Source organism: Pseudomonas sp. B15(2017) (genome assembly GCF_002113215.1).
GTDB lineage: Bacteria > Pseudomonadota > Gammaproteobacteria > Pseudomonadales > Pseudomonadaceae > Aquipseudomonas.
This window is the reverse complement of record NZ_NEJZ01000012.1, coordinates 159,429-178,593: the sequence shown is the minus strand read 5'-3', so window position 1 is coordinate 178,593 and position 19,165 is coordinate 159,429. Positions and strand designations below refer to the sequence as shown.

General features: G+C 61.7%; 17 protein-coding genes. 11 read left to right on the top strand and 6 right to left on the bottom strand.

The features are described from left to right. Position 1: 1 nt before the first annotated feature. The 3 genes from CAF73_RS18770 to CAF73_RS18760 form a co-directional block, all read right to left on the bottom strand. Positions 2–2,395 (bottom strand): autotransporter outer membrane beta-barrel domain-containing protein, encoded by a 2,394-nt coding sequence (locus CAF73_RS18770; protein ID WP_085703478.1) that lies wholly within the window; start codon positions 2,393–2,395, stop codon positions 2–4. A gap of 334 nt (positions 2,396–2,729) precedes the next feature. Further along, positions 2,730–3,137 (bottom strand): response regulator, encoded by a 408-nt coding sequence (locus tag CAF73_RS18765; protein ID WP_085703477.1) that lies wholly within the window; start codon positions 3,135–3,137, stop codon positions 2,730–2,732. An 89-nt stretch (positions 3,138–3,226) separates the two neighbouring features. Beyond that, complete coding sequence (locus CAF73_RS18760) at positions 3,227–3,427, bottom strand: Flp family type IVb pilin (protein ID WP_085703476.1); 201 nt, start codon at positions 3,425–3,427, stop codon at positions 3,227–3,229. A gap of 338 nt (positions 3,428–3,765) precedes the next feature. On the opposite strand from CAF73_RS18760, the gene cpaB reads away from it, so the two are divergent. From cpaB to CAF73_RS18715, 9 genes are all read left to right on the top strand, one after another. Next, positions 3,766–4,704, top strand: a complete 939-nt coding sequence (gene cpaB / locus CAF73_RS18755) for a Flp pilus assembly protein CpaB (RefSeq protein ID WP_085703475.1) — start codon at positions 3,766–3,768, stop codon at positions 4,702–4,704. A gap of 21 nt (positions 4,705–4,725) precedes the next feature. Beyond that, entirely contained in the window at positions 4,726–5,994 is a 1,269-nt protein-coding gene (locus CAF73_RS18750) for a type II and III secretion system protein family protein (protein ID WP_085703474.1), read from the top strand. Next, positions 5,991–7,181: a pilus assembly protein gene (locus CAF73_RS18745; protein ID WP_085703473.1), complete on the top strand. Its 1,191-nt coding sequence runs from the start codon at positions 5,991–5,993 to the stop codon at positions 7,179–7,181. The genes CAF73_RS18750 and CAF73_RS18745 overlap by 4 nt, the downstream gene beginning before the upstream one ends. Beyond that, positions 7,178–8,449: a CpaF family protein gene (locus CAF73_RS18740; RefSeq protein WP_085703472.1), complete on the top strand. Its 1,272-nt coding sequence runs from the start codon at positions 7,178–7,180 to the stop codon at positions 8,447–8,449. Before CAF73_RS18745 ends, CAF73_RS18740 begins: the two co-directional genes overlap by 4 nt. A gap of 10 nt (positions 8,450–8,459) precedes the next feature. Then, positions 8,460–9,341 (top strand): type II secretion system F family protein, encoded by an 882-nt coding sequence (locus CAF73_RS18735; RefSeq protein WP_085703471.1) that lies wholly within the window; start codon positions 8,460–8,462, stop codon positions 9,339–9,341. Continuing rightward, positions 9,338–10,228, top strand: coding sequence for a type II secretion system F family protein (locus CAF73_RS18730; RefSeq protein ID WP_085703470.1), 891 nt, complete (start codon positions 9,338–9,340; stop codon positions 10,226–10,228). The genes CAF73_RS18735 and CAF73_RS18730 overlap by 4 nt, the downstream gene beginning before the upstream one ends. A 10-nt stretch (positions 10,229–10,238) precedes the next feature. Further along, positions 10,239–10,928, top strand: coding sequence for a tetratricopeptide repeat protein (locus CAF73_RS18725; RefSeq protein WP_085703469.1), 690 nt, complete (start codon positions 10,239–10,241; stop codon positions 10,926–10,928). 11 nt (positions 10,929–10,939) lie between these two features. Continuing rightward, complete coding sequence (locus tag CAF73_RS18720) at positions 10,940–11,212, top strand: DUF3613 domain-containing protein (RefSeq protein WP_085703468.1); 273 nt, start codon at positions 10,940–10,942, stop codon at positions 11,210–11,212. A 322-nt stretch (positions 11,213–11,534) separates the two neighbouring features. Further along, complete coding sequence (locus tag CAF73_RS18715; RefSeq protein ID WP_085703467.1) at positions 11,535–11,909, top strand: DUF6124 family protein; 375 nt, start codon at positions 11,535–11,537, stop codon at positions 11,907–11,909. Positions 11,910–12,431: 522 nt separating this feature from the next. Here CAF73_RS18715 and CAF73_RS18710 read toward each other — a convergent pair. Together CAF73_RS18710 and CAF73_RS18705 are read right to left on the bottom strand one after the other, a co-directional pair. Further along, positions 12,432–13,208, bottom strand: a complete 777-nt coding sequence (locus tag CAF73_RS18710; RefSeq protein WP_085703497.1) for a response regulator transcription factor — start codon at positions 13,206–13,208, stop codon at positions 12,432–12,434. Positions 13,209–13,332: 124 nt separating this feature from the next. Beyond that, the gene (locus CAF73_RS18705; protein WP_085703466.1) at positions 13,333–13,803 is read right to left on the bottom strand and encodes a prepilin peptidase; all 471 of its coding nucleotides are present in this window, start codon (positions 13,801–13,803) and stop codon (positions 13,333–13,335) included. A 75-nt stretch (positions 13,804–13,878) separates the two neighbouring features. Here CAF73_RS18705 and CAF73_RS18700 point away from each other — a divergent pair, with 75 nt between their 5' ends. Then, positions 13,879–14,319 carry a TadE/TadG family type IV pilus assembly protein gene (locus CAF73_RS18700; RefSeq protein ID WP_085703465.1) on the top strand — a complete coding sequence of 147 codons (441 nt, stop codon included), beginning with the start codon at positions 13,879–13,881 and terminating at the stop codon, positions 14,317–14,319. Beyond that, positions 14,316–17,075: an ATP-binding protein gene (locus tag CAF73_RS18695; protein WP_085703464.1), complete on the top strand. Its 2,760-nt coding sequence runs from the start codon at positions 14,316–14,318 to the stop codon at positions 17,073–17,075. The genes CAF73_RS18700 and CAF73_RS18695 overlap by 4 nt, the downstream gene beginning before the upstream one ends. On the opposite strand, the gene CAF73_RS18690 is transcribed toward CAF73_RS18695, so the two are convergent. Then, on the bottom strand, positions 17,045–19,024 hold the full coding sequence (locus tag CAF73_RS18690) for a TadG family pilus assembly protein (RefSeq protein ID WP_085703463.1): 1,980 nt from the start codon (positions 19,022–19,024) through the stop codon (positions 17,045–17,047). The genes CAF73_RS18695 and CAF73_RS18690 overlap by 31 nt on opposite strands. Positions 19,025–19,165: the final 141 nt, after the last annotated feature.

Below are 19,165 nucleotides of genomic sequence, written 5' to 3'. Positions count from 1 at the left end.
ATCAGAAGGCGTAGCGGACTTTTGCCGTGAACCCGTCAGCGTCAAAACCGCTGGCGGTCACGTAGTTGTACGACCCGCCAACACTCCACGCGCCGAACCGGTAGTTGGCACCCAGGCGCAGCTCATAGCTGTCGCGAACGGGTGTGGTACCACGGCTGGTGAACGAATCGCCCCCCAGCACAAACGACGACGTGGTACCGGTCTTATCGCCAATGGCGTCATGCCAGGCCATCAACTTCGCTTCAGGTTCCAGGCTCCCGGTGCCCACATCGAACGCGGCGGCCAGACGTGCCCCCACACCTACTTCGCCGACCTCGTAGCGTTGGCTGCCGACATTCAACGAGGCCGAACTGCCCTTCTCGCGATAGCTGTCCATGCCTACGTTGGCGTAACGCGCCCCGACCTGCGGCTCAAGCACCACATCCGTCATCAGGTGCGCGGTGTAACCAGCCAGCGCGCTGACGCCGAACACGTTGCTGTCGTAATCCCCCTTGGCCCGAGTGCCGGCGATGTAACGGCGGGACTCGTTGTCGTTCCAGCCATACATCAGCGACGAATCGACGAACCAGTTTTCATGGGTCCAGTTGCCGTAAAAGGTCAGCGCATGGACGGTGACCTGAGTCTTGCTGCCGCGATCAGACTTCACATTGGTGTCGAGGTAGCTGTACGCCAGCCCGATTGCGGTATCGGCATTAAACTGACCATCGGCACCTACCGCGATACCGTGACTGTCGGCGTCATAACCACTGACACCGTGACGCTCATCCTGGCTGGCATCGCTGCTCAAGGCTTGCAGCCAGACACCTTTGCCCGCGCCAACGCCTCCGGTACGGACGCGACTGGAGCGCTCATTGATGACATCCGACACCAACGTCTGACTGTTGATGGCCGCGTGAATCACGCCACGGCTAACATCCGGACTGAGTGTTTCGGACAACCTGGCCAGTTGTGCATCGGTGCTGGCGTTAGCGAACGCCTGGAACACCGGATCCTGCTCATCGAGCCGCGACAACAGACTCGACACACGGCCCACCGCCGTTGCCGCATTGCGACTGCCGCCCGCCACAAGGGTGTTCTGCGCCAACACCTCATCGGATTTGTTGGTCACCACCGACGTAATGTCGTTGCCCACGACCCCGAAGCTCTTCACATCCAGCAACGCAGACGAAGACGTCACGTTGAGGTTATTGCCACCGACGAGACTGCCCGAGCTGATCAGGGTGTATTTCGTACCACCCGGCGTAACCCGGAAATCACTGGAGCGCGCCAGCAGCCGCAACGTCGCACCCGGCGCGATATCGGCAGTGCCCGTGACTTTCAACACCGGCAACGCCGGATTGGTGTCATTGCCCAGGTACATTTCCAGCACCGAATCGGACTCTTCCATGTCGAAGTCACCGATGATCGTGGTGTGCGGTTTCACCAGCGTCAGCGTCCCGTCCTCGATGGTCACGTAACCGGACTTGATGGTCGAACCGTCGAAGATTGCGTCACCGTCGATGATCACGCCGGACAACCCGAGCAGATCACCTTTGACCTCGCCGCCATAGAAATGAAAGTAGCTGACTCCGTCATCCACCTGAATCGCCGCCTGACCACCCTCGATCAGACCTTGCTGCTGATAGATCACAAACGGCAGGCCACCGGCCGGCTGATCGCTGACATGCACGCCGATGGATTCACCGGAAATCGTACCCTGGTTGAACAGCGCGAAAGTACCCGCTCCTGCCGAGGCACTGTATTTCACACCCTCCAGCGTCAAAGCCTCGGCATTTGCCCCGGTTACGCGAATCGTGCCGTTGTTGTTCAGTACTCCCTTGAGCGTCGTACCATCCAGAAACAACCCCAACGCGTCGGTCCCACTGACACTGATCGTGCCATCGTTGGATACCCCGTTCAGCGTGGTATGCACCAGCGACACGCCGGCAGCCCGCGCCCCGCTGACCTCAATAAGGCCTTCGTTGATCAACGAACCGCCCAGCGTGCTGCCGATATCGGCAATACCGCTGGAACTGCCCGAACCGGCCAGACCGTTGACTGTGATCGAGCCCTTGTTGATCAGGCTATAGGCAATCTTGCTGGGCGTCACACCTGAGGAACCGAGCATAAGGCCCACGCCCGAACTGGCTCCATCAATCCTGATCGTGCCGTTGTTGCGCAACTGATCCGCTGTCAGCCCCATGAACTGAACGCCATAAGTCACCGTCGACGGCGTAACTGGCGCAAATGTCCCGTTGCCACTCAAATCGACCAGATTCCAGGTTTGCAGATTACTGCTCAACGGCCCGCCACTCAGGTCGTAATTCAGATTGGCAGCAAAGACAGAAGACGCCTGCAAAGAGGCGGCAGCAACAGACAGCGCCAGCAACGAGCGGCGCACGCAGGAAATGTTCAAACCAGAGTCCCTTCCAAAACACAAAATTGTTCCAGCAGGGCTCTACACTCGAAACAGGCCTCCCTACCGACCCGTCAGCAACTGACCGGGCGCGCGGAATTTACACGAGCCATCATTTCGACACCACCCAAAAGTCAAACCACTGACGCCAAATAAAAACACGCACTCCCACCACCTCAAATCAAATAATGAGCGTTAGCTCGAGTAACGCTTTGGATCTTCGGGAGACGTCGGCAGGCTGAGTAGAGGGATTCATCCGGGGGTGGGAGCGCAGCGACCGTTTGGCGAAGCCAAACACATCGAGAGGAGGTGCAGCGGCGCTCCACCAAAAAAATCAGGAAACATTCACCCGAGGTTTGGGAAACAGATTATCCAAAGTCTCAAGCAACCGAACGTGATAAATCGGCTTGCGAAACAAATCCAGCACCTGCAACCGCAACATGTCACTCACATCCTCCATGTCCGCATGCCCGGAAGTCACAATCACCGGCAAATGCTGACGCGAAGTATGTTCCCGTAGCCGCTTGATCAACGACATGCCACTTTCCTCCGGCATGCGCAGATCGGTAATCACCAGCGCAATGTCCGGATGCCGGGTCAGATGATGCAGGGCCAGCTTCACCGACGTCGCGGTATGACAGACAAAGCCCTCTCCCTCCAGCAACTCCGCCAGCTCCAACAACGCGTCCTCCTCGTCATCGACCAGAAGCAATTGTTGGCGGGGAGTCGGGGAGGAAGACATAAGGCATTACCTTGCGATGGACTGAGCGCTGACGTTAGAACCCCTTGGGCGCATTCGCAAGTTGCCGTCCACGGATCTTCAACCTTCTCTCAGAGTGCAGCCTGAATGGTGTTGAACATCGTGGTAATAGCACCGGAAATGGGAGTCACGAATGCCGCCAGCGCCACCGCCACCATCCCGGCGATGATCGCATATTCGATACCGGATGCCCCTTCGGTGTCCCTGGCCAAGCCTTTGTAGAAGGCGACCTGGGATTTGATTGTCTGCACCGCTTTTTTTGCAAAGGACATGACTGATTCTCCTTGAAGGCATGGGGTGTTGCGGCGTTCGCAACATGATTCCCCCGTGCCAGCATCAGCATTGTCGGCAATGCCCGGACCTACAACTGTAAGAACGAATTAACACCAAAGTAGTAACGGCCCGAATAACGGCAAAAAACCATTTTTGGCGCTTTAGACCCCTACTTTCGGTAGATATTTCGGCCCGCGTAATGGCGTTTTGTTTTGGCTGCGCTACCGTCAAATAGCGAAATAGTTACTGGTTCATAGCTGCCTGTTTGCGAATTTATCTCGTCGAAAGTCACGGGTTGTTGCAAGAGACATAGCGCAGCGGGAAAGGGAGAGCCGTCATGAACAGTCGCGTCACCCTGGGCTTGGCCAGCATCTTGCTGCTAGGTGCCATCATCGCCGGTTACTGGGGGCTCACATTGAGTCGTCAGACCCCGGCCTCCGAACCCGTGGTTGCCGCCCCTGATACCCCCGCCGCCACCCCGGTACCGGTGGAAGATCCGACTCGCCAACCGGTGGTGGTGCTAGTGCGCGACATCGCTCCGTTCGTAACCATCACCGCCGCCGATGTCGCCGTGGAAAAACTGCGCACCGCCCCCGCCGGCAGCCTGGCCAGCGTCGATCAGGTGGTCGGCCGCACGCCATGGCGTGCCCTGTCCGCCGGAACCTGGCTGACCCAGGAAAGCTTTGAGGCCGGCAGCCCGCTGGCGCGGATGATCCGTCCCGGCGAACGTGCACTCGCAGTGGCCGTGGATGAAGTGATCAATGCCGGCGGCCAACTGGCGCCGGGGGATTACGTCGATGTGCTGCTGTTCTTGCGCAAGGATGAAAACAACCCGCAGCCGACCGCCCAACTGGTGGTGCCTGCCGTGCGGGTGCTGGGCGTGGGTAATCAGATGGGCCTGACCAACAGCGGCCAGCCCGCGAGTCCAGCTCACAGCGAAGAAGAAAAACTCAAACAGGAACAACTGCGCGCCGCCGCCCGCAGCGTGGTGCTCGCGGTGCCTGAACCGTTGCTCAACCGCCTGATGCTGGCCTCCAGCGCCGGCGTCTTGCGGCTGGCCGTGCGCAGTGCCGACGAGCAGCAACTGGCCCGCTATTGGGCCGGCGACAACAACGTTGCCGCCGGCCTCGACAGCCCTCGGCGCGAATTGATCGAGTTCAGCCAACTGTCATTGACGCCACCACCCAAACCCCTGGCGATCGCCAGTCAGACGGCCCCTAGAAAGCCGGCCGTGGAAGTGATTCGCGGCACCGAATCCGCCGAACCCAACCCCTGAATCGAGCAAGGACGCACATTCATGCGCAAACGCTTTACGCCCCTGTTCCACTGGCTGCGGTTTATCTTGCTGAGCGTGGCTTCGATCGGCAGCGCGGCCGCCGCCACCGGCAATTGCGCCGCGCTCGCGCCGCTGCCGGCCGTGCTGGAAATCGGCGAAGGCCTGCAACAGGCCGTGCAATCACCGGTGGCGATCACCCGGGTGGCAGTGGGCGATCCGAAGATCGCCGACGTGCGCGTGACCGGCGATCAGGGCGTGCTGCTCACCGGCGTCGGCCCCGGCGCCACCACGTTGATGATCTGGACGGCCTGCGCCAGCACACCGCGTCAGAGCATGGTGTTCGTGCAGGGCAAGGCCAGCGCGGCGATGAGCGCGGCGGCGCTGCCGTCCAGCAGCGAACCGAACCTGCCCTCGCAGGTGCAGACCGACATCCGTTTCGTCGAAGTCAGCCGCACCAAACTCAAGGAGGCCGGTACGTCGATCTACGGCAAGGGCTCCAACAACTTTCTGTTCGGTGCGCCGGGCACCGTGCCGAACACCGGGGTCACGCCGGGTGTGGTGCCGCTGCTGAACATTGATCCTCGTATTGCCTCGCCAAGCATCCCGTTGGCCAACGACATGTTCAACATCGTCTGGGGCGGTGGCAGCAGCAAGTTCCTCGGCATCGTCAACGCACTGGAAGGCAGCGGTTTTGCCTACACTCTGGCGCGGCCGAGTCTGGTTGCGCTGAGCGGTCAGAGTGCAAGTTTCCTGGCCGGTGGCGAGGTTCCGATCCCGGTACCCAGCGCCAACAGCAACAGCTATTCCATCGAGTACAAGGAGTTCGGCATCCGCCTGACCCTGACCCCGACCGTGGTCAGCAACGACCGGATCGCCATCAAGGTCGCCCCGGAAGTCAGCGAGCTGGACTACAACAACGGCGTGACCATCGGCGGTACCAAAGTACCGGCGTTCACCATTCGACGTACCGACACCAGCATCTCCCTGGCCGACGGCGAAAGCTTCGTCATCAGCGGCTTGATCAGCACCCGCAATGCCTCGGAGGTGAACAAGTTTCCGGGGCTGGGCGACATCCCGGTGCTTGGCGCGTTTTTCCGCAACTCGTCAATCAACCGCGAGGAACGCGAACTGCTGATGATCGTCACCCCGCACCTGGTGCAACCGCTGGCCGTCAACGCGCCATTGCCGTCGTTGCCCGGCGAGAAACTGCGCAACTACGATCCGAACTGGTATCGCCTGTACTTCCTGGAAAACGGCAACTTCGATAAACGCAGCGGGTTATCGCAATGAGCCAGAGCCTGAGCCAGACGTTCCTCGCCATCACCCGCAACACCACTGATCTCGAGTGGCTGCAAGGCGCGCTGGCGCCCTTGGGCCAGGTGGTCAGCGCCGGAGGCGGCAGTCTCGACGAACTGCTGGCGCTGGTCGACGTGACCTTCGCCAGCCTGGTGTTCGTCGGCCTCGACCGTGAACATCTGGTGGCCCAGAGTGCGTTGATCGAAGGCGTGCTCGAAGCCAAACCGATGCTGGCGATCGTCGCTCTCGGCGACGGCATGGACAATCAGTTGGTGCTCAATGCTATGCGTGCCGGCGCAAGGGATTTCGTGGCCTATGGGTCGCGTTCCAGCGAAGTCGCCGGTCTGGTGCGACGGCTGAGCAAACGCCTGCCGGCGGTAACGCCGAACGCCCAACTCGGCGGTTTGACCGTACTGTACGGAGTCCAGAGCAACGCTGACGGTGCGCTGCTGGCCAATCACATGGCGCTGGTGGTGCAGAAGAGCGGTCAGCAGACCTTGCTGCTCGACCTCGGCCTGCCGCGCGGCGACAGCCTCGCCCTGCTGGGGCTGGAGAGTTCTTTTCATTTCGGCGACGCCTTGCGCCACTTGCGCCGCCTCGACGCGACCCTGATCGACAGCGCCTTCACCAGCGCCGAGGCCGGGTTGCGCATCCTCGCCTACGCCCCCGGCGACGAACCGCTGGAACGCACCAGCGCTGCCGAGCTGTACATGTTGCTCAGCGCCCTGCGCCAGCACTTCCAGCACATCGTGGTAAACCTCACTGGCCAGCCCGACAGCGAAGCGCTGCGCACCTTCGTCAGCCATTGCGACAAGCTGCTGTGGTACACCGACCAGAACGTCCTCGACTGCCGGCGCAACCTCGCAATACTCAATCTGTGGCGCGAAAAAGGCATGAAGCTCGACCACGGCCGGCTGCTGGTGGATCGCTACCTGCGCAATGTCGCGCCGGACTCCGACACCCTCGGCCGGACCTTCGGCCTGGAAGTCATTGCGGTGCTCGCGTACAGCCCGGAACTGCGCCTCAACGCCAAAAACCAGGGCGTAACCCTGTTCGAACTGGCACCGCGCGAAGCCATCAGCCAGAGCCTGCGCACCCTCGGCGAACGGCTGGCCAAGCGCTCCGAAGGCCTGGCCAAACCCAAAGTCACCTGGTTCGATCGCTTGCGAGGCAGCTCATGAGCAGCGAGCAATTGTTCGGCGGGCCACAGCGCAACGCCACCGGCAACACCGACCACGACGGCCTGAAGCTGGTGCTGCATCGCTACATCATCGACGCCATCGAAGAATCGGGGAAAAACCTGCTGGAAGGCTCGCGGCAAGTGCTGTCGCAGTTCGTCATCGACAAGGTCGCTGAGTACATCGCCCGCCTGCACCTGGCGATTTCCCGCTATGAAATGGAGCGTCTGGCTGAAGAAATCGTCGATGAACTGACCGGCTTCGGCCCGCTGGAAGTGCTGCTGCGCGACAGCGCGGTGACCGAGATTCTGGTCAACGGCCCGCACCGGGTGTTCATCGAACGCGATGGCATGCTGCATTTGAGCGACTTGCGTTTCATCGACGCGCACCACGTCGAACGGGTGATGCAACGCATCCTCGCCCCGCTCGGCCGGCGCCTCGACGAGTCGTCGCCGATGGTCGATGCGCGCCTGCCCGATGGCAGCCGGGTCAACGCGATCATCCCGCCGATCGCCCTCGACGGCCCGTGCCTGTCGATCCGCAAATTCCGCAAGGACATGCTCAAAAGCACCGATCTGATGGCGATGCAGACCATCGATCAGGCGATTTTCGACTTCATCGCCGAGGCCGTCGGCAAGCGCTGCAACATCCTCATCAGCGGCGGCACCGGCACCGGCAAGACCACCCTGCTGAACATCCTCAGCCAGCTGATCAACCCCCATGAACGTCTGGTGACCATCGAAGATGTCGCCGAACTGCAACTCGGCCATCCTCACGTGGTGCGCCTGGAAACCCGCCCGCCGAATGCCGAGGGTCACGGCGAAGTGAAGGCCAGCGACCTGATCCGCAACGCCCTGCGGATGCGTCCTGACCGGATCATCCTCGGCGAGATTCGCGGGGTCGAAGTGGTCGACGTGCTGACTGCAATGAACACCGGCCACGACGGTTCGATGAGCACGGTCCACGCCAACAATGCCCAGGACGCGCTGCTGCGCCTGGAAACCCTGGTTGGCCTGACCGGCCGTACCATTGCTGAACGCACCCTGCGCCAGATGATCTGCGCGGCACTCGACGTGATCATTCAACTGACGCGCATGCCCGACGGCCGCCGCTGCGTCAGCGAAGTGGTGGAAGTGGTCGGGGTACGCGACGACGTTTACGTCACCAACACTCTGTTCCGTCTCGACCGCCGCACCGGTTTCGGTTTTCTGCGCGAAGCGGTCAACCCGGCCGGTGACAAATTGCGCCGTGAACCGGCGCTGCCACAGTGAGGATCACGGCATGCTCAAACCCCTGGTGCTGATCCTCATCTGTCTGGCGCTGCTCGGGCTGTCGCTGCGCCTGTTCTATAACGGCTGGCGCCAGGGTGGCACGGAACGGGTGCTGGATCGCTTGAATCAGGGACAACCACAGCTATTGGCTGAGAAACCGCGCTGGGCCGGACTGGAACGAACCTTTTTGCGCGCCGGTCTTGGCCGCCCGGATCGCCTCGAATTGTGGTTGCTGCTGTGGGCCTTCGGCAGCGTAATCGGCCTGGCAATCGGTGGCTGGATCGGCTTTCTGTTGCTGCTGGTATTGCCATTGCTGGCGTTGCGTCTCTACGTCAGCTGGCGCTATCAGCGACGCCTGCGGCGAATGATCGAACAACTGCCGCAACTGCTCGATCACACGGTGCGCAGCCTGAAATCCGGACGCACTTTGGCCGACGCGGTACTGGGCGCCATTGACGCCAGCGAAGACCCGTTGAAAAACGCCATGGGCCGGGTGCAGCGCAACGTGCAATTGGGGGTAAGCCTGCCGGAGGCTGTGGGCGATGTGGCCGAGCTGTATGAAAAGGACGAACTGCGCCTGTTCGCCGTCGGCCTCAAGGTCAATCACCGCTACGGCGGCAACGCCAGCGAACTGCTGGAAAACCTGATCCGGATGATCCGCGAACGCGACCAGGCGTCCCGCCAGTTGCGCGCCATGACCGGCGAAACCCGCATCACCGCCTGGGTGCTCGGCCTGCTGCCGGTGGGGCTGGCCGGGTACTTTCTGCTGTCCAATCCCAAGTACCTGATCGCCATGTGGAACGACCATTCCGGCCAGATGATGCTCGCCAGCGCCTTCGGCCTGCAGGTGATAGGCAGCCTGTTGCTCTGGCGGATGTTGCGCAGCCTATGACAATGCCCCTGATGATTAGCGCCCTGTTAATGCTGGGCGCCGCACTGTTACTGATCAGCGCCCTGCTTGAGCGCCGTCGTCGCGCCCGTCAGGTCACGCGGCGGCTGGAAGGTGCGCTGCTGCGCGACAATCGTTTCGACAACCTGCTGCAAGTGCTCGGCGGCAGTGCCCTCGGCCAGCGCGCGGTCAAACTCGACAACGAAACCCAGACCCTGCTCAACCGCCTCGGCTGGCGCAGCGCCCGCCAGCGCTCGCTGTTCGCCGCCTGCCAGATCGCCTCGCCGCTGCTCTTGCTGACTATTGCGGTATTGCTGCAAGGCGTGTTGTTTCCTCATATCGAAAGGCCATGGATCGCCCCGATGTTCGCCCTCGGCATCGGCTACCTGTTGCCCAAACGCCTGCTGGCGATGGCCGCCGCCCGCCGGCAAAAACAACTGGCCACGGAAATCTCCACCTTCATCCCTTTGCTGCGCATCCTGTTCGAAGCCGGCATGGCCGTCGAGCAGGCGTTGCGCGTGCTCAGCCACGAAGGTCAGACGCTGCTGCCGGTGCTGACCCAGGAATTGCGCCTGGTGCTGGCCCGGGTCGATTCGGGCCTGGAACTGGGCGAAGAACTGAACAAGGCCACGCGCCTGCTGGCGGTGGACGAATTCACCGACACCTGCGTGATCCTTCAGCAACTGCTGCAACAGGGCGGCGGCGCGATGAAATCGCTGCTGGCGCTCAAGCAACTGCTCGATGACCGGCGCCTGACAAGGCTGCAGGAATACATCTCGAAAATGTCCGCCAAAATGTCCGTCGTGATGATGATGTTTCTCTTCCCGGCGCTGTTGATCGTCCTCGCCGGCCCGGGCTTCAGTGCCCTGGCACGGGCGCTGGGCTCATAAAGGAATCGCCATGAAAGCAATGATTGCCTGTTTGACCCTATTGATGCTCGGCGGCTGCGCCAGCAATGGCCAGGCGTCCTGGAACGCCCTGACACAAAACGCCGGTTGCGGCCCATTGAGCCAGGAACAACAACTGTCGATGACCCTGGCCGACGACATGGCCAAAGACGGCAAACTGCATGCCAGCCTGGCCAACCTGCAAAGCCTGCCGGACAACCTCGCCGAGGTCCGCCTGCGCAAGGCCAAGGTCTATCGCCTGCTGGGGCGCAACGAAGCCGAGCCGTTGTATCGCGGCCTGCTCGGCAGTTGCCTGGCCGCCGAAGCCGAACACGGCCTCGGCCAACTCGCCGCCGCCCGCGCCGACTACGGCCAGGCCCAGGCCCACCTGCAACGCGCCGCGCGCCTGGCCCCCACTGATGAAAAAATCCGCAACGACCTGGGCGTGGTGTACCTCAACCAACTGCGCGTCGAAGACGCTCGCTTCGAATTCCTCACCGCCATGGAACTCAAGCAAAGCGACTCGCTGGCCGCCCTGAACCTGGTCACGCTGCTGCTCTACCAGGACGACTGGACCCGGGCCGCTGAACTCGTCAGCCGCCTGAACCTCAGCCCCGAACAATTCAGCGAAGCCCAGGCCCGCGCCCAGAAACTCAAGACCCCAAGCCCCGTCACCGCAGCCACCACCGCGATGCTCAAATAAGGAGCCCCGCCATGAAAGCCACCGCGCTCTGCCTCACCCTCCTCGCCTTGCCTCTGACCACCCACGCCATCGACCCCGGCCCCTCCTCGGCGCAACAACAGGAAACCGAAGGCTGGCTGCTCCTGCAAAGCCGCAACAAAGCCGCCTCCGCCAAACCGCAAACCAGCACCCCGACCGAGCGCGAACTGAGCATGCAGCGCTGGTTGAAGAGTTACACACACGAAATTCCGGAGTTCTTTGATCAGAAGCAGGGAGGAACTGTTGACAGTGGGTCGGGAGGTTAATCGGGGCGCAAGCACACACTTCTAAACTTGTTTGTTCCTACAGATGGCGTGATTCTGGAGGATGTTTCCGACACCTCGCGTCGGTTGTCCCTCGGAAACGGGGTGGATAGGCTTTGGGGGTCGCTGCAAATTCAGCGAACGGGCTTGGTCGTCCGGGTTTAGAATGGCGCACTTTTCAGCATGCTTAATGGCGAACTGTGCGTGGGAGGGCTCCGGCCCTGCCGGGTTTCCATTCCCTGGTCGACCAACCCGCGTACGGTTCGCCACCCGACTGCTTGGTCGCAGAGCGCGGCGAACTCCATATTCCGAATGGAGCTTCACCATGAAAAAACCAACGCCGAATCCACCCGAAACCGACAACACCTCGCCCTACGAATCTACCGATTCAAAGAAACTCCACGACGCCGCCGAGCGCGCCCTCGATCACTACCTGAACCCCCTCCCGAAAAAATGCCCCGGCCGTAAAACGAGCGAAATGTTCCAGATTTCACCGGACATGGACGATGAAAGCCTGCTGGCCCACGCCTGCGAATCCCTGGCCTCGGCCAGCGTCATGGCCAGTGACGTGGCGGCCTATGTCGACTCACCGCAACGGCACCGGATCCTGGGGATACAACAAGTCATCATGCTCGCCGAACTGGCGGTGAACCGCGTGCTGGATAACGTCGAAGTACAGCGTTACCCGACCCCCTGCTAAGCCGTTCCGACAAAACCGACCTGCCAGCGCCGGCTGCATTCGCTGGCAGATCGATTGGGACGCAGAGCGTCCCGGGCTGCATTCCCACGCGGAGCGTGGGAACGATCAAGCAAAAACAGTTCGCCTTTCGCCCTCCACCCTCCACATCTCACCACTCACCACTCACCACTCACCACGATGAGCGTTAGCTCGAGTACCGCTTTTGACTTGCCGGCCCCATCGGAAGGCTGAGTGGAGGGATTGATCCGGGGGGTGGGAGCGAAGCGACCGTTTGGCGAAGCCAAACACATCGAGAGGAGGTGCAGCGAAGCAAACCGTAGGCGATGCCCCCGGATCAATCCCGGAATGAAGGAACACCGAGCCCAGGCGAGGTGCCGAACGCAGGGGCCAAGCCTTTTGGTTCCTTTTTGGCGTTTGAAAAAGGGACCCGCCGTAAGGGCGAAACCGCCAGCAGAGGCACCCGCAAAAACGGATATTCACCCAAACCAACCCAAAGCCTGGCCGGCCCAAAGGCCGCCAAGGTCAATGCGCCGTAACCCCCCGCCGAACAGATAAAGAACTCCCCGGTGCCAAAGCCAACGCAAGCTGCGTCCGATTATGCATATGCGTCAACCGCAAAACCTGCGACACATACAACTTCACCGTGTTCTCGGTAATCCCCAACTCACAGGCAATCTGATAATTGGTCTGCCCCTTGCCTACCAGCCGGGCCACATCGAGCTGTCGTGGCGACAACTGCTCGAAAATCGCCGGCATCTCCACACTGTCACCCTCAGGCAACGACTGGGCTGCCGGCCCAGGCCCGCGCCGCGCCTTGTCCAGATCCTGATACAAATCATCGATCGACGAAGAAAGATCCTGCAGCTTCTGATTCAGGTGCCCCAGTTGCAGCGTTTTATGCCGCTCCTGCAGCACTGCTTCCTGACGCCGCAGGCCGTCCAGCAATTCATTCAGATCCACCGGCTTCTGGTAGTAATCGGCAATCCCCGCGCGCAACGCCTTGATCACATCCTGCTTGTCGGCGCGACCGGTGAGCATGATCGCTTCGAACGCGCGACTCTTACCGGCCAAGCGCTGCAGCGCCTGCACCAGCTCGATGCCGTCCATGTCCGGCATGTGCAGGTCGCACAGCACCAGGCCGATCGCCAGATCGTCACTGAACCGCGCAATCGCCTCCTGACTGGACCCACAAGGAACGCAGCGATAACCGCTGCTCTCGAGAAACTCGCAAAGTTCTTCAACAATCAGCGCCTGATCATCGACCACAAGAACCTTTACCGCCGACGTAAGCTTGTTCACGTGCCACTCCATGCCCGGGCCAAAGCTGACCATTCCTGTACTGCCAGCCAGTGGCTGTACAAACCCTTATTTGAAAGTAGACGCACTTTCCGACTATGTACATCGCAGTAGTGGCGAATGGCGACTAATGGATCCAACAGAAAGTCAGGATTGTTCCAACCAGCACGAAAGGCGCAAATGGCAGCTTTTTTGACGGTTCTGGGCTCAAATATCGAAGGCGGCCCCTAACCTCTTGACTTGCAAGCAGCCAGACTTTTGGCACCAGAAGCATCCAGATCGCACTGCAAAGTGCGGCGCCGATAAACGCGCCGAGCAGGTGCTGACCGTCTGTCGCAAGGGCTAGGGCTGTCATTAGTTTCACATCGCCGCCGCCCATTCGCCCCAACAGATAACCCGGCAGCGTAAGCGCCAGCGCCAGCAACACTGCCCAGCCGCCCTGCGCCGCATCGGCACCGAGCCAGGTGCTGCCGGTGACCAGCAACCAGACCAGCGCCAGCGCGCCGACGCCGAGGGTCAGGACGTTGCCGATATGGCGTTCGCGGGCATCCTGCACAGCGCAGAGTGACAGCCAGATCAGTAGGGCAAAGCTGTGCATCCGGTAAAAATCGTCCGTTTTGGCTGAATGATTCTATGCTGATACTACGTAGTGACTGTCAGGGTAGACGCGCTCATGAAAACCGGCCTCCCCCGCAAGCAAAAAGGCGCTGCCGCCATCGAATTTGCCTTGGTCTTTGTCATTTTCTTTGCAGTGTTTTACGGGATCGTGAGCTACAGCCTGCCGATGTTGCTGATGCAGGCCTTCACCCAGTCGACGTCCGAAGCCGTGCGGCGTGGCGTGGCCCTGGATCCGTCGACCGCCAACTACGCCACCGCGATCCAGAACGTCGCTCGCGCTGAACTGGCCCGGCGCCTGACCTGGCTGCCACCGGCGCTGAACTTCAACGCAACCACCGACGCCACGGTTACCTACGCGGGAGGCCTGCTGACCGTCACCATCAACTACCCGACCAACAAGCTCAACCAAGCGTTACCGTTTCTGGTCTTGCCCGGTATCGGCGCGGTGCCCAATCTGCCTGCCAACCTGACCGCCAGCTCGAGCCTGCAATTTTGAGTTCCGGAGACAAGCTGTTCGACCGCCTGCTCAATCGTCAAACGCCCACACCATCCGTGGACAACCCCATGGTGCCCGGCGTCGGCTTGCAGCTGCATCTGGATGGCGAAGGTCAGGTCACCCACCTGACCGGGCCGCTGCGCCATCTGCTGGCGCAACAACTGTCCGCCACCCACACGCTGCATTTGCTCGATTACCTGCTGCCGCACAGCGCGCTTTCGATCGAAGGCGTGCCCGCGGACTGGCAGGGACAAATGCTCGATCTGGATTTTTTCAGCCTCGCCGGCCCGCCACTGCATTTGCGCGGCTGGGTGCAACCGCAGGGGGATGGCTGGGTTCTGCAACTGCTGGACATCGGCGACCTGTTGGGGGAAAGGCGTCAGGCGCGCAGCCGCGAGCAGTGCCAGTGGCTCGCCGCACACATCCGCGACCACTTGCGGCTCTGCGGCCTGGCGCGTCTGCCACAAGTGCTGGGCGAACAGTTGCAGTGCCTGAGCCAGCGTTTTCAGGTGCCTAGCCTGGCCGTGGCGCTGCTGGATGAAGAGACCGGGAGCTGGCAGATCCGTCACCATTACAGCGCGCCCGATGCTCCGCAGTTATGGGACACCGATCAGCGCCTGGGCACCGGCCTCGACAGCCTCAACGGCGCTGCACCGCAACGTGTGCTGCCCGCCGAGCATCCTCGCCTGAGCAGTGTGTTCGGCCCCGCCGAAGGGTTTGCGGTGCCCTATCGCGATGCTCATGGCGTGGCGGCGTGGCTGCTCTTCGGCTGCTTCAGCGTGCAGCCACACACCGCGGACTTGAACGATCACGACTGGCTGCAACTGGCCGCCGCCGTGGCCGCGCCGCTGCTGGAACGGCTGCGTGAACATCGTCACCACTTGCAGCTGGAACGTCTGGAAATCCTGCAAAGTCTGCTCGGAACCGGTTGGTGGGAGGTGTTCAGCGACAGCGCCGAAGTGCTGCTGGCCGATGCACTGGCCACCTGCCTCGGATTGAGCGCCGGGCGCCTGCCGATCCAGGACTGGTTCGCCCGTGTACACCCGGCCGACCGCGAAGAACTGCGCAGCCGACTGCAAGCGTTGCAGGATGAAGGTCAGCCGCTGGAACTCTGCGTGCGCCTGCAATCCGACGATCAGGCGCAACCGCAGTGGTTCCGTTTGCAGGGCCAATCGCTGGGCATCGGTGCCGAGCGGCGTCTCGTGGGCTTCATGCTCGACATCAGCGACATCAAGAACCAGCAGCAACAGGCCGCCGCCGCCCATGCGCGACTGGACAACCTGATCGCCAGCGCGCCAGCTGTGATCTATGTGCAGCGTTATGTCGAAGGTGCGTTGCAGCCGACATTTTTCAGCGCCAGCCTGCAACCGCTGCTGGGCTGGGGCCTCGCCGATTGCGCCGATGGCGGGCTGGTGAATCATGTGCATCCCGAGGATCGTGCGGCGTACTTCGAACGTACCCGGCAGTTGCTGCGCGAGGGTTCGGTGAGCACCCGCTACCGGATGCTCGATACTCAAGGCAACGTCCACTGGCTGCTCGACGAAGCCAAACTGTTGCGCGACGACCTCGGTCTGCCGGTGGAAGCTGTCGGACTGTGGCTGGATGTCACCGACGCGACCCTCGCTGCCGAGCGGATCAAGACCAGCGAAGAACGCTACCGCATCCTCGTCGAAGATTCGCCGGCGATGATCTGCCGCTATCGCCCGGACCTGACCCTGACCTTCGGCAACCGGCCACTGGCGATGTACCTGGAATGTGCCCCGGAGCAACTGCCGGGGGTGAATCTGGGCAGCTGGATGTCCGACGAACAACGCGAGGCGTTCGTCCAGCGCCTGGCGCAACTGACCCCCGATGCGCCAGTGAGCAGCGCCGAAATCAACCTGCGCCTGCCGGGCCGCGAGCATGCGTGGTGGATCTGGTCGGATCGCGCAGTATTCGATGAACAGGGCCTTCTGCTTGAGGTGCAAGCGGTGGGCCGCGACAACACCGAGGTCCGGCGTTCGCAGCAACAACTGACCCAAAGTGCGAAAATGGCCACCCTCGGCGAGATGGCCACGGGGCTTGCACATGAGATCAATCAGCCGCTGAACGTGATGCGCATGGCCATCGTCAACGTGCTCAAACGCCTGGGCAACGGCGATGTACAGATCGATTACCTGACCGACAAACTCAACCGTATCGACGCACAGGTCCAGCGGGCGGCGCGGGTGGTCGATCACATGCGGGTGTTCGGCCGGCGCTCGGAAATCGAACAGCACCCGTTCAATCCGCTCGACGCCATCGAAGGCACCCTTTCGCTGCTGTCCGAAGGCCTGCGCGGCAAGGGGGTCGAGCTGCGGATCGGCGAAGCGAATTTTCAGGTGCAGGTGCGCGGGTACGTCGATCAACTGGAACAAGTGCTGATCAACCTGCTGGTAAATGCCCGGGATGCTCTGCTGAGCAAGCGCGAATCCAATCGCGACTTCCAGCCATGGATCGGTGTGCGTGCCGAACTTGACGAACAGATGGTGCGGCTGTGGGTCGAGGACAATGGCGGCGGCATCGACCCGCGTTTGCTGGAGCGGATTTTCGAGCCGTTCTTCACCACCAAACCGGTAGGCGTCGGCACCGGGCTGGGCTTGTCAGTGAGCTACGGCATCGTCGAGAACATGGGCGGGCGCCTGAGCGTGCGCAACGGCGACGACGGCGCACGATTCTGCATCGAATTGCCGATTGACTTGGGCGATCAGATCACCAGCGTCGCCCGCCCCGACTGACAACTCAGATTGGCGCCGACATCGACCTGGTTGAGGTTGATCCCCAGGGCCATCAACAGGGTATTGATCAGGGTGTCGAGCAGCGGGCTGAGCACGGTGTTGATGGTGGTGACCAGCAAGGTCTTCACTGAACTCAGAATTGCCCCCAGCCCGCTGACCAGACTGCCCGTCGGGCCGTACATATTGAGATTGATGTTGGTCAAGGTGTCGCTCAGGCTGCTGACCATGTTGCTGGTAGCGTAGCTGTAATAGAACGGCGGCTGGTTGATCTCCGGCAGGCTGGCGGCCGGCGGCGCGGAATAAACGTGGGGGATATTGGCGTTCTGGCCAATGGTGGTATCGGCCGAGATGTCGAGCCCGCCACCGACAGACGGGATGCGTGGATCGCAACTGACCGGCAACACCAGGAAGCGTCGGCAGGTCTTCACGCCGATATCGATCACCTTCAACGGCTGCACCACCACGGCCGGCGGTGTGATGTTATTGCCGAATACCGCTGCCGGATCCATGTGGCCGATTTTCAGGTTAGCGACCGAAGTGGTGGTGTTGGTGGTCAGGGTCTTGTTGGTCGGCGTCAGGCAGCTGAACGCGGTGACGTAGCTGTTGGCCGCCGCCACATCCAGCGCAACATCGAGACGAATCGGCCCGGGCAGCACTTCGATCGACGGTGTCTGGCAGGCCGCACCGAGTGCGCACGTCAGCGAATCGATCACGCCCACCAGGTTCAGGTTGAGCAAGGCATTCAACGTATTGGTCAACGGGCCGGCGAGATCGGCCACGCCGTTGACCAGCGACAGGATCGTATCCAGCAACGGCAGATTGACCGACAACAGCGTTCGCACCTGCGCGGTCTTCACATAAATCCGGTTCGGTCCCAGGGGGTTGGCGGCCGCCAACCGAGGATTGCCGATGGCCGACAACTGCGACGGCTCCAGCACCTGCACCCGGGCGGTGACTTGTGCCACACCGAGGTTGATCGTCTGGCTGGCCACCAGGCCGTTCTGCTTGTTGGCCAGTTGCACGAAGCCCTGAATCAGATCGAATGCCCGCAAGTCCACCGCCAGCGCCGTGGCCTGAGTACCGGCCTGAACGTTCAGCAGATTGCCCAGTACTACTTGTGTCGCGCCGGCCGCCGCCTTGATTGCCTGCAACCCGAGGATGGTCGCCGTGGCACTCAGGGTGCCGTTGGGGTCAAGGACGTTGATCGCGGTCTGGACGAGCTGACTGACCGCGATGGTGTTGCCGAGTACCTGCTCGTAACCACCGGCACTGAGGCCTATATCGACTTTCAACCGGTCCAGATAGCCGAGCAGGTTGATGTTGGTGTTGACCAGACCATTCCAGCTCGCGGCGCTGAGCGTGAGGTTGCCACCCAGCAATCCGCCGAACAGCGCATTGAGCACGGCCGACCGGCCTGTATCGACACTCAATGTGGTGCTGCGGATGGTCAGTGAAGCCAATGGTGGCGGCAATGCTGCAACCGCCGTGGCGCTGAGGTTGATGGTTGCATTGCGCCCCGCGCCGCCGAACATCCCGCCGATGGCACCGGCAAAACTCTGAGGCACGGTGTGACTGACGACAACGCGGATTGCATCCGTGCTGGCGGCGTTGGCGGCAAACACCCGCAGATTGCTGGCGTCCAGGTTCAGGGTGCCGCAGGCGACCGCCAAGGCGCGACCTGCACTGGGAATCGGGAAATTGTTACGCACGACGCTGGCCTGCGCATAGGCGTTGGCCGTGGCCCCGGTGCCGCAATTGCCGCCACGGGTCGCGGCTTCCAGGGCAGCGACATCGGCTATCTGTTGCAGGTGACGACGCTCAAGGTACAAGCGGCCGCTGTCCACCACCAGCAGCATCAACACCAGCGCCAGGCTGAGCGTGGCGGCCGCCATCAGGCCGATGGCCCCCCGCTGCCGGGCAGGATCGATGAACGGCGGATGACGCGACATGGCGCACTCCTTTGCCGGCGCACGGCCGGGCGCAACCTCCATTGGTGGGTTTGAGTGTAGACGCGCTGCATCGACACTGCTGGCAACGCGCCAGTTTCACTTGCCCATAAAAAAACGGGAGCCATGGGCTCCCGTCGTTTT